Annotated in this window: 5 protein-coding genes; 3 read left to right on the top strand and 2 right to left on the bottom strand. The window is 33.6% G+C overall.

The features are described from left to right. Positions 1–101 precede the first annotated feature (101 nt). The gene (gene lpxD / locus PSU83_RS11575) at positions 102–1094 is read right to left on the bottom strand and encodes a UDP-3-O-(3-hydroxymyristoyl)glucosamine N-acyltransferase (protein WP_300589618.1); all 993 of its coding nucleotides are present in this window, start codon (positions 1092–1094) and stop codon (positions 102–104) included. Positions 1095–1240: 146 nt separating this feature from the next. Further along, a protein-coding gene (prfB, locus tag PSU83_RS11570; protein ID WP_300589617.1) for a peptide chain release factor 2 occupies positions 1241–2336 on the bottom strand; the annotation gives its coding sequence in 2 pieces (ribosomal slippage) (positions 1241–2272 and positions 2274–2336; 1095 coding nt in all). A gap of 218 nt (positions 2337–2554) precedes the next feature. Between prfB and PSU83_RS11565 the strand changes: the two genes are divergently transcribed. From PSU83_RS11565 to PSU83_RS11555, 3 genes are all read left to right on the top strand, one after another. Then, positions 2555–3583: a GntG family PLP-dependent aldolase gene (locus PSU83_RS11565; RefSeq protein WP_300589616.1), complete on the top strand. Its 1029-nt coding sequence runs from the start codon at positions 2555–2557 to the stop codon at positions 3581–3583. Between the two features lie 326 nt (positions 3584–3909). Beyond that, the gene (locus PSU83_RS11560; protein ID WP_300589615.1) at positions 3910–5052 is read left to right on the top strand and encodes an FIST N-terminal domain-containing protein; all 1143 of its coding nucleotides are present in this window, start codon (positions 3910–3912) and stop codon (positions 5050–5052) included. A gap of 10 nt (positions 5053–5062) precedes the next feature. Continuing rightward, positions 5063–6586 (top strand): ATP-binding protein, encoded by a 1524-nt coding sequence (locus PSU83_RS11555; RefSeq protein ID WP_300589614.1) that lies wholly within the window; start codon positions 5063–5065, stop codon positions 6584–6586. The last annotated feature ends 17 nt before the right edge of the window (positions 6587–6603 follow it).

Raw genomic sequence — 6603 nt, 5'->3', positions numbered from 1 at the left:
AAGAAGCCATTAATTTGGCTTCTTTTTATTTACTTTTATCGGACAACAATGATTTTAAATGTTTTTATATTAATTTAAAATTTATAATTTAAAATTCATAATTATTTATTGGAAGCTAATCGTTTTAAAATGGCCCATTGCTTCAATGCATCACGAGCATCAACTGCCGGATAACCTAATACAACTTTTCCCGCTTCAACATCTGCAGCAACACCAGAACCTGCACCAACAATAGCGCCGTTACCAATCGTTAAATGATCTTTAATAGAGGCACTTCCGCCAATCATAACTCCATCTCCTAAAGTTACCGAACCCGCTAAACCTGAATTTCCAGCCATAATACAAAATCTTCCGAGTTTGGAATTATGTCCAATTTGCACCAAATTATCAATTTTGCAACCATCTCCAAGAACCGTTGAACTGAACTTCCCTCTATCTACACAAGAATTGGCACCAATTTCAACACCGTTACCTATAATTACATTCCCAATTTGTGGAATCTTTACCAATCCTTTTTCAGGACAAGGTCTAAATCCAAAACCATCCGCACCAATTACGCAATTCGGATGCAAAATACAATGTGCTCCAATATGACAGCGTTCGCGAATTACCGTTCCAGACCAAATGGTTGTGTTTTTTCCAATACTGCATTCATCAAGAATAGTCACATTTGGATAAATTGTAACATTTTCTCCCAATTTTACGTTGGGTCCAACATAACTTCCGGCTCCAATTCGGGTTCCATTTCCTATCGTTACCGATTTATCAATAACAGCGCTTGGATGAATATCAACTGCAAAAATAGGGGGAGCAGGAGCGAAGAGTTCTAAAACCTGTGACATCGCCAAATCGGCATTTTTTACTTTTATAAAAGCACGATTTTCTCCTGGTTCAAGAGAACAATCCTGATTAACTACAGCAACGCAAGCTTTGGAATTCTCCCAAAATTTCTCGTATTTTTTGTTTCCAATAAAAGAAATTTCGGTTTCAGCTGCAACTTCTAATTGTTCAGGAGCCGTTATTTTGCAAGTTGTATTTCCAACAATTTCGCCTTTCAGTACGTCATTAATTTCTTGAATAGAATAGGAACTCATAATAGTCTGGTGTTATTCCGTTGCACTTCTATTAATAATTTTTATTAATATCAATTGCCTCGGTCGATTATATTTCAAATAAAGTGAATTGAATGTAAAAATCCTAATCCTAGTTAAAACTGATTACTAAATTTATTGACCATTGATCACTCCTCCTTCTGTCCCATCATCATCAGGTACGCTTTAAGGAATTTATCAATATTGCCATTCATCACGCCATCTACATCGCTTGTTTCAAAGCCTGTTCTTACATCTTTAACCAATTTATAAGGTTGCATCACATAATTTCGAATCTGAGAACCCCATTCAATTTTCATTTTTCCGGCTTCAATATCGGCGCGTTGTGCTTGTTGTTTTTTCAACTCAATTTCATACAATTGCGAACGAAGCATTTGCATCGCACGTTGTCTGTTATCTTGTTGCGATCGCGTTTCCGAACACTGCACTTGAATTCCGGTTGGTTTGTGAACCAATTGCACTTTGGTTTCCACCTTATTTACATTTTGTCCTCCAGCGCCACTAGAACGAGAAGTCGTAATTTCAATATCAGCTGGATTGATGTCAATTTCGATACTATCATCCACCAACGGATAAACATAAACCGAAGCAAAAGAGGTATGACGTTTGGCATTACTATCAAAAGGAGAAATCCGCACCAAACGATGCACCCCATTTTCACCTTTTAAATACCCAAAGGAATATTCGCCTTCAAATTCTAAAGTTACCGTTTTAATTCCGGCAACTTCCCCTTCCTGAAAGTTAAGTTCTTTAATTTTATAGCCTTCTTTTTCGCCCCACATCATATACATTCGCATCAGCATTGACGCCCAGTCGCAGCTTTCCGTTCCACCAGCACCAGCCGTAATCTGAACCACTGCACTTAAACTGTCGCCTTCATCAGAAAGCATGTTTCTGAATTCAAGATTCTCAATATGCGTGCTCGTCAGTTCAAAGTGGTCGTCAAGTTCCTCTTCTGAAGCATCACCTTCTTTGACAAATTCGTAAATGATTTGAAGTTCTTCTGCCATAGCATTGCCTTTCTCAAAATCTTCCACCCATTTTTTCTTAGAACGGAGATTTTGGACAATGATTTCGGCTTGTTTTGGATTGTTCCAAAAGTCGGGAGCGAAGGTTTTTTCTTCTTCATTGGTAATTTCTACAAGCTTGGCATCAATGTCAAAGATACCTCCTCAACGCACCAAGACGCTCCACAATACCTTTAATTTGTTCGGTATTTGTCATAAATTATGTAATTTTGTGTTTTATTAATTGAATTTATCCTGAATTTAATTTCTCTGAGTTTATTTCAGAGTTTCAGGAGCTAATCCCGCTATTCGCTATATCTTTTTTGTTTTTGTCAACCTGAGCCTAGTCCAAGGGCTTTTATATAAAAACAAAAAAGGATGCCGCTACTATCGGGGCTAGTGTAACAGCACAAAAATAGACTATCTAATCTTTATATGGAAATAAATTTAATCAGTGATACCGTAACCAAACCATCACCCGAAATGCTTCAAGCAATGTTCAACGCTCAAGTAGGCGATGACGTATTCAAACAAGATCCAACCGTAAATGCTTTTGAAAAAATTGTTGCCGATTTATTTGGAATGGAAGCCGCCTTATTTTTCCCAACAGGAACTATGGCAAACCAAACGGCCATTAAATTAAACACCAATCCGGGTGATCAAATTATCTGTGATAAATGGTCGCACATTCATTTGTATGAATCGGGCGGCGCTTCGGCTAATAGTGGCGTAAATTTTAATTTATTGGACGGAAAGCGTGGAATGATTACAGCCGAACAAGTAAAAGAGGGAATCAATGACCCCGAATTTTATCACACACCCATGTCAAAAATGGTTGGAATTGAAAACACTACGAATAAAGGTGGCGGCGCTTGTTACGACATTTTGGAACTACAAAAGATAAAACAGGTTTGTACTGAACATAATCTGAAATACCATTTAGACGGCGCTCGCTTATGGAATGCGATGATTGCTAAAAAACAACAGCCAAAGCAATTCGGGCAACTTTTCGATACGATTTCGGTTTGTTTCTCCAAAGGATTAGGCGCACCAATAGGCTCGGTTTTACTTGGTGATGCGGAAACGATGCACAGAGCTTTGCGTGTGCGAAAAATATTTGGAGGTAATATGCGTCAATCGGGTTATTTGGCCGCAGCTGGAATCTATGCATTGCAAAACAACATCAATAGATTAGAAGAGGATCATCGCCGAGCTAAGGAATTGGGAAGCCAATTAGAACGATGTTCTTGGGTTGCTGTTGTTGAACAAATCGAAACGAATATTGTTATCTTTTCACCAGCTGAAAACATCAGTGACAAGCAAGTTGTTGACAAATTAAAGGAGAAAGGAATTTCCATCAGTGTAATGTCTAAAGGCAAACTTCGCATCGTAACGCATCTTGATTACAGACAAATCATGCACGAATATGTTTTAGAAGCATTGGGAAAGACGGTCTTTAATTAAGAAGACATAAATTATTGTAAATCGTGTATTATTTTTAATTCCTGATTATTAATCTGGTACTTTACTATTTTATATGATAAAGTAAACATAAATCTCAATTGAATGTTTACTAATAATATTTTTCATTTTATGTTGTTTAATTTAAAATAATAGAAATATTTTTTTTCAATTCAATCACTATATAAATATAGAGTAAGAAAAAAATGTATTTAAAAAACAGTTCAACTATACATACTTATCGTTTATCGAATAATTATCATAAAAATAACTGAATATTTTTTTTTGACAATTATTTTTATTGCTTTAGTAACTAGATACAAGTTGTTATGAAAATAGAGCAGGGTTTTGTTAATCAGTTAATGCATTTTCAAATTATTAAAACTTCAGATTCATTTTCTGCTGCTAAGGCTAATTTGGTTTTTAGTTTTGGAGAAAGGGAAATAATTGAAAATTGTAAACTTTATGAAAAGTTAAAGTCAGTTTATCCCAATGCGGAAATTGTAATTTGCTCTACTGCGGGGCAGTTATTAGATTATAATTTAGTAAATAATAGTATTATAGTAACCGCTATAGAATTTGAAAAAACGCCAATAAAAATTTCTAAATATAACTTATTAGATGAGGAATCTTTGTCCAGACTTGGAGGGAGAGTCCAAGAAGAGTTAGTAACAAATGATTTATCTGCTATCATGGTTTTATCTGAAGGAACTTATGTAAACGGAACAGAATTAGTAAAAGAACTTTCGAAAGCAACAGATTCCAAAGTCAAAATATTTGGAGGTATCGCGGGTGATAGTTTGAATTTTCAGAAAACTTTACTCGGGGTTAATGAAAATCCAAAAGAAGGAGAGATTGCAATAATTGGTTTTTATGGTAATCATATGAAATTTGGATTTGGGTGTGAAGGTGGATGGACTGATTTTGGTCCGGAACGTGAAGTTACCCATTCTGAAAAAAATATTCTTTACAAAATAGGAGACCATTTTGCTTTAGACCTGTACAAGGAATATCTTGGTCAATATGCTGATGATTTACCGAGTTCAGCTTTGTATTTTCCATTATCAATGAAAGAAAATCCAATCGCTTCTCCCGTTGTTAGAACTATACTATCTATCAACGAAGAAGAAAAATCAATGACATTTGCCGGAGATATTCCTCAAGGAGCTTTTGTGAAATTGATGAAAGGTAATTTTGACAAATTGATTGATGCTTCTTATACAGCGGCAAAAGCTACTATGGATGAATCGAATGCAAGTCCTCAATTGATAATGGTGGTGAGTTGTGTTGGGCGTAAAATAGTACTTGACAACAGAATAGAGGAAGAAATTGAGGTTCTGAAAGATATATTTGGGGAGAATGCATTTTTATTCGGATTCTATTCTTATGGTGAAATTTCACCGGTCGTGGCTCATAAATCCTGTGAATTGCATAACCAAACATTTTCCATAACAACTATGCTAGAAGTGTAATAAAAATATTATGAATGAAAATTTACATAATTATTTAGGCCGTCAAGTTAAAAAATATCTTGATGATGATTTAGTAGCCCAAAATCCATCCCTTCAAAATTTCATTCAAATTATCAATCAAAGTTATTTAAACTATGAAAAAGACGCTACTCTTTTTGAAAAATCCATCAAGCTTAATGATATCGAATACAATCGAATAAACGCAAAACTTAAAGTAGAATTAGAACAGAAAAAAGATGTTCAAAAGAAGTTATTCAATACCATTAAACAGTTGGAAAGCTCAAATCATGTTGTAATTGAAGACAATAATAGTTCAGATTATTTATTTAAAATACTGACTGATGAAATTGAATTTAAAAAAAGACATCAAGAAGAACTATACATTGCAAAAATTAATGCAGAAAAGGCTAATGAAGCTAAATCTGATTTTTTATCAATTATGAGTCATGAGATTCGAACCCCTTTGAATGCAATTATTGGTCTAACTTATATTATTGAAAATGAAAAGGACATAGTTAATATTCATGAAAATATTTTTTTTTTAAAAAAATCAGCACAACACCTTCACCAATTAATTAATAATATTCTTGATTTTGGTAAAATAGAAAATGGCAAAGTAGACCTCGAAAATATTTCTTTTGATTATAAAACACTTGTTATTGATATAACTAAGTCATTAGAGTCTATGATAAGAGAAAACAATAATAAAATTACTGTTTATTTTGATGATGAATTTTGTGCTGAGATTATTAGCGATCCATTAAGAATTAGTCAAATAATTAATAACCTCTTATCAAATGCAATCAAGTTTACTAAGAATGGTTTAATTGAAATTAGAGTAAAAACTTTAAATAAATCTCAAAATAATATCGTTTTCAAAACAGAAATAATTGATAACGGAATCGGAATTGACCTTGATAAATTTGACGCCATTTTCGAAAAATTTTCTCAATTAGATAGCTCAACTTCAAGAAAATATGGGGGTAGTGGTTTAGGGCTAGTTATTACTAAAAATCTTTTAAAATTATTCAATTCAGAAATTCACATAACAAGTGAAGCCAATAAAGGTTGTAATTTTAGCTTTATTCTTGACTTGCCACTAAATGTTAATCAATTGGATAACTATTCTTCTAATTTAGAAAAAGATGTTCAAATACATATGTTGGACGGGATGAAGGTGCTTTTGGTAGAAGATAACTTAATCAATATAAAAGTTGCAGAGAAAATATTACATCATTGGAACATTGTTCTTGATGTAGCACAAAATGGTCTAATTGGTTTGGAGAAGTTTTATGCAAATACGTACGATCTTATCCTTATGGATTTATCAATGCCTGTAATGGACGGTTATGAAGCAAGTGCTAAAATACGCATAGTAAATTCAACAATACCTATTATTGCGCTAACAGCAACAACTTCTTATTTATGTCTTGAAAAAGCACTTCAAATCGGAGTAAATGAATATGTGATTAAGCCCTTTATTCCAAAGGATTTGAACCAAAAGTTGTTTAAGTATTATAAAAAAATCCAATAGAAAGCCTATAAATATTG

This window comes from Flavobacterium sp., assembly GCF_029945805.1.
GTDB lineage: Bacteria > Bacteroidota > Bacteroidia > Flavobacteriales > Flavobacteriaceae > Flavobacterium.
Note: the sequence above shows the minus strand (reverse complement) of the source record. Positions and strands in the feature narration are given on the sequence as shown.

Excerpts from the sequence above, each read along its gene's own strand:
- PSU83_RS11565 (WP_300589616.1), top strand. The coding sequence starts at position 2,555 with ATGGAAATAAATTTAATCAGTGATACCGTAACCAAACCATCACCCGAA.
- PSU83_RS11560 (WP_300589615.1), top strand. The coding sequence starts at position 3,910 with ATGAAAATAGAGCAGGGTTTTGTTAATCAGTTAATGCATTTTCAAATT.
- lpxD (WP_300589618.1), bottom strand. The coding sequence starts at position 1,094 with ATGAGTTCCTATTCTATTCAAGAAATTAATGACGTACTGAAAGGCGAA.
- PSU83_RS11555 (WP_300589614.1), top strand. The coding sequence starts at position 5,063 with ATGAATGAAAATTTACATAATTATTTAGGCCGTCAAGTTAAAAAATAT.